Source organism: Chamaesiphon sp. VAR_69_metabat_338 (assembly GCF_031423935.1).
GTDB lineage: Bacteria > Cyanobacteriota > Cyanobacteriia > Cyanobacteriales > Chamaesiphonaceae > Chamaesiphon.
Map to the genome: position 1 here is coordinate 1 of NZ_JANPGM010000109.1, position 2,982 is coordinate 2,982.

Consider the following 2,982-nt stretch of genomic DNA (forward strand, 5'->3'; position numbering starts at 1 on the left):
GCCGGCCGTTTCGACCAGCACCGGCACCAGGGCGTCGAAGCGCGCCCGGCTCGGCTGCGGAAGTTGCTGATAGCGGGCGCCGCGTCGAATCGCGGTTAAGCGATCGAGCACCTTCGCCGAGTCTTGGAATCCTAGGCCCGATAATTGCGCTCGAGATTCTTCATAAGCAAACAAGATTGCCCGCTCTCCTGCTAAACAAGCTTCTTGAATAAATTTACTGACTAGGAGCGTTTTCCCCGTACCAGTAGCGCCAGTTGCCAGGATAATCGAATCTTTGAAATAGCCGCCACCGCACATCACATCCAAGGCTTTGACACCAGATGATACTCGCACGTTGGAAGACTTCTGGGTGAGCCGCATTGCCCCCAATGGGAAGATATTAATACCGTGGTTGGTGATGGTAAAGGGATACTCACCCTTCATGTGGGTGGTACCCCTAAGCTTGAGGATTTCAATAGTACGGCGGCGGCGTTCGCCTTCGAGGACATTTCGGACGATCGCGACGTTATCCGAGACGAATTCTTCCACCCCAAATCGCGCGACAGGGCCGTATTCTTCGACGCGTTCGGTCGTCATAATGGTGGTGGCACCCATTTGCTTGAGCCGTGCTACCAGTCGGAAAATCTCGCGCCTGACGACCGATGCTGCGTCATATTGTTGAAAGATGGCGGTGACAGAATCGATCGAGACTCGTTTGGCTTTATATTTGGTAAAAGCATATTGAATCCGCTCGATTAGTGCCGAAAGATCGAAATTCCCGACTACTTCTTGTCCTTCTGGATCTGGGGAGGCATCGAGGATAAATAATTTACCCTCATCGATCGATTTTTGGAGATCCCAACCAAAACTATGGGCATTTTTAATAATATCAGCAGGTGATTCTTCAAAGGTGACGAAGATCCCAGGCTCATCAAAGTAGTGAATTCCATTGTAGACAAATTGAACGGCGAGCATCGTTTTCCCCGTACCAGATGTACCGCTGAGAATCGTCGTTCTGCCAACTGGTAAACCACCATGAGAGATGTCATCGAACCCTTCGATCATGGTGTGAATTTTCTGCACGCCGAGGGGATTGAGCGGTAATTCTGCTATTTGATTCGTACTGGTCATTGCTGAGATCTGAAAAGTTTCTAACTAAACAACTAATTCAACTTACTAAATTGCTCAAACGATCGCGACTGCTAGAGTTTAACAATCTAAAAATCCCCATCTCGCTCGGATAGCTCCTCGTATAAAAGATCCAAGCCAATTAATACTTTTTCGCGATCGGATAAATCTCCAATGATTTTACGGACGGGTGGCGGTAAAACTTTTGACAATGTCGGTGTAGCCAGAATCTTATCTTCTTCTGCTAATTGCGGATTTTTAAGGACATCAATTACTTTAAGGGCATATACGCCTTTAAACTCTTCTTCTAAGATATTCTTTAGAGTTCGCAGTGCCCGGACAGAATTGGGCGTATTTCCCGCGACATAAAGTTTCAAGACATAAGTTTTCATTAATGGAGGCATAACTTAAATTATTAATTATCGGTAGGGAAACATTCAACTCAATGACTTGAACGTTGCGGTTAATATCGTTGGGCAGTGAAGTGACGATCGATCTTGATGGTAGACATAACACTAGCCTGGAACGATCGCATCGTAGCGGTAGAGATCGATCCGAGCGATGGATGTTCCTTTATTACTGCTCCTACGGACGGCGACGCTCGCATCGATGGCAATTGTAGCCGAAATCGCCGCTTTCATGGAGATCGTCGCAGTGGCAAGATCGTGAATCTTTCAAGAGATCTACCAAGCGCGAGTAGTCGGCTTTCGATCCCGTACCGCACCCAGCCACGATACAGCTTACATAAATGCGCCAGACGATCGATCGAGCTGCGGCGGTATGCTCGCCAGATTTTTGCACTCCATCCGGTCGAGTTGTTAGATCTCGCGGGGTACCGATCGACGATACATCTCGCAGAGATGCGCGATGATATCAATGAGAGTTAGACGGTACTCTAGCAGGATTTCCTCACCACGCCCTTCCAATTTTAGCTGGTCTGAGAATTCTGCCATCAATTCCATGTGAATCTTGACAATTTCCGAAACTGCCAGATCGTGAAAAAATACTGCGCTGACGAATTCATCGATTTTGTCATTGATTTGGGTACTATCTGCAAAATATTCGAGGACGATGTGCCGGTATTGGAACTTCAGTCGATCGAGCAAATCCTGTTTTTGCACGCGATCGAGATGCCGGAAAAATTGACTGGAGTTACGCTTGTAATATACGGCTAAGTATCCCAACCGCTCGTTGAGTTTCTCTGCTAGCCGGCTTTGCTGCTGGAGGAGATATACGGATTCGGGGATCTCGATCTCTGTCTGAATTTGGGGTGGATGCGCATCCTCAGATGTGGGCATAATCGGCTTTAGATTCAAAAACTTAGCGATGGCTTTATCGATGGCTACCCCAATATTTGCTAGCTCTGTTACTGCTAAAATCACCTCTGATGGCTGATAAATATAGCTACTCGATCCCGACGACGCGCTAGCTGCGGTATCTTGTTCGGAGCTAGCCGAACTAGCGGCAATCAAGCGATGGATGATGACGACAGGTAAGATTAATCCCCGATCGTAAAGATAATTAATCGTGGGCAAGAGTTGTCTTTCTGAATAAAAAACCAGGCAATCTGGCTCATGATTGACTGTCTCTACATATGTCAAAAACTCTGACGGCTCGCCGAAATACTCTAATGTATATCGATCGGCAGCTAAATATCGACCCAATAACGGCAACAAGTCCGTGGAGTCAGCCAAAACTGCAATAGTCAGAGAACCAGACAAAATAATTTATACTCGCTAAAGGTGCAACAACTAGCTCATAGTGCGGCAATCGCCGCACTATGAGCGGCACCCATATCTGCCCTAGCCAACCAAATTTGGCGACAATTTAAAATGGACAATGCGCAAGCGATTACCTCCGGTAGGCTACGCCAAC

The 2,982-nt window shown here is 47.2% G+C and carries 4 protein-coding genes; all 4 read right to left on the reverse strand.

Annotated features, from left to right (window positions below):
• The coding region (gene kaiC, locus RMO84_RS03225) for a circadian clock protein KaiC (RefSeq protein ID WP_310487009.1) at nt 1–1,110 on the reverse strand (1,110 nt) is incomplete at its 3' end.
• 86 nt (nt 1,111–1,196) lie between these two features.
• On the reverse strand, nt 1,197–1,511 hold the full coding sequence (kaiB, locus tag RMO84_RS03230) for a circadian clock protein KaiB (protein ID WP_295617934.1): 315 nt from the start codon (nt 1,509–1,511) through the stop codon (nt 1,197–1,199).
• A 181-nt stretch (nt 1,512–1,692) separates the two neighbouring features.
• Complete coding sequence (locus RMO84_RS03235) at nt 1,693–1,908, reverse strand: hypothetical protein (RefSeq protein WP_310487010.1); 216 nt, start codon at nt 1,906–1,908, stop codon at nt 1,693–1,695.
• A 17-nt stretch (nt 1,909–1,925) separates the two neighbouring features.
• Nucleotides 1,926–2,828 carry a circadian clock protein KaiA gene (locus RMO84_RS03240; RefSeq protein WP_310487011.1) on the reverse strand — a complete coding sequence of 301 codons (903 nt, stop codon included), beginning with the start codon at nt 2,826–2,828 and terminating at the stop codon, nt 1,926–1,928.
• Nucleotides 2,829–2,982: the final 154 nt, after the last annotated feature.